The sequence below is a fragment of the Bradyrhizobium sp. 132 genome (assembly GCF_023074185.1).
Lineage (GTDB): Bacteria > Pseudomonadota > Alphaproteobacteria > Rhizobiales > Xanthobacteraceae > Bradyrhizobium.
This window is the reverse complement of record NZ_JADPKY010000036.1, coordinates 1-1,539: the sequence shown is the minus strand read 5'-3', so window position 1 is coordinate 1,539 and position 1,539 is coordinate 1. Positions and strand designations below refer to the sequence as shown.

Annotated in this window: 1 protein-coding gene; it reads left to right on the top strand. The window is 63.2% G+C overall.

The window, feature by feature from the left end:
• Positions 1 to 83 precede the first annotated feature (83 nt).
• Positions 84 to 1,148: an IS110 family transposase gene (locus IVA74_RS06875; RefSeq protein WP_247341000.1), complete on the top strand. Its 1,065-nt coding sequence runs from the start codon at positions 84 to 86 to the stop codon at positions 1,146 to 1,148.
• Positions 1,149 to 1,539: the final 391 nt, after the last annotated feature.

The following is a 1,539-nucleotide window of genomic DNA, read 5'->3' as shown; positions in this document are numbered from 1 at the left end:
TCCGCTAATGGAATGGTCCGGCCGTGCTCCGGCCCTGCCAGCAGGACAAGCTGGCAAGGGGCGCCCAAGACAAGGAGCACGCCATGTCTCAGAAACTCGACACTTCGCCCGCCGTCATCGGCATCGATATCGGCAAGAACTCGTTCCACATCATTGGCCAGAATCAGCGCGGCGGCATCGTGCTGCGGCAGAAGTGGTCGCGCGGCCAGGTGGAAACGCGGCTCGCCAACCTGCCGCCGTGTTTGATGGGCATGAAGGCCTGTGTCGGCGCGCATCACCTCAGTCGCAAGCTGCAAATGCTTGGCCACGACGCCCGCTTGATGCCGGCGAAATACGTGCGCCCCTATTCGAAGGGACAAAAGAATGACTTCCGAGATGCGGAAGCCATCGCCGAGGCGGTCCAACGCCCGACCATGAAGTTCGTCGCAACCAAGACCGCCGACCAGCTCGACCTGCAGGCGCTGCACCGCGTGCGCGAGCGATTAGTCGGTCAGCGCACCGGCGTCATCAATCAGATCCGTGCGTTCCTGCTGGAGCGGGGCATCGCGCTGCGGCAAGGCCTGCGCTCCCTGCGGTCCGAGTTGCCGGGTATCCTCGCGACGCGCACCGATGTGCTCTCGCCTCGCATGTTGCGCATCATCGAGGATCTGGCGGGCGACTGGCGCCGGCTGGATGAGCGTATCGAGGACCTCTCCAGCGAGATCGAAGCATTGGCTCGTCAAGACAAAGGCTGCGAGCGACTGATGACGGTGCCTGGTATTGGCCCGATCATCTCGAGCGCGATGGTGGCCGCGATCGGCACTGGAGACGTGTTCTCGAAAGGCCGCGACTTCGGCGCCTGGCTTGGACTGGTGCCGAAGCAGATATCGACCGGCGACCGCACGATCCTCGGCAAGATATCGAGGCGCGGCAATCGCTACCTGCGCGCGCTGTTTGTGCAGGCCGCGTGGGTTGTGCTGGTCAAGGTCAAGAGTTGGGAGCGCTATGGCCTCAAATCTTGGATCGAAGCCGCCAAGAAACGATTGCACCACAACGTGCTGGCGATTGCGCTCGCCAACAAGCTCGCCCGCATCGCCTGGGCGGTTCTCAACAAGGGGCGCGCCTTCGAGTGCGTCAAGACCGATGAGATGGCGTCCCGACCTGCTTGATCCTCGCGCCGTGCTCGGGGCCGTCAAGGCGCAGCCTGGCAGCGGTAGAGCAAGACGTCAGGACAGCACGACGGCCGGCCTTGACGGCCCTTGCGCGCGGCGCGTCGGCGCGCAGGCCGGGACGAAGGAACGGCCGCCAGGCACGAACAAAGGAACAGTGCGACGTGAGGAGCGTTCGATGACGTAACAACATCCCTTACCCGCCGAGGTCTGCGAGAGAAATGAGACAACGATGGAGGATCGGTCTTCCCGGCGCATGCGAACACTGGTGACCCGAATGGCCCGTTCGAGGCCTGTCCGCTAATTAGCTCGAATGCGCGCTGATATCCATGATGGCCCGGAGCACAACACGCTCCAATCAGAGGCCGGATACATTGATGCAAGACCGCAT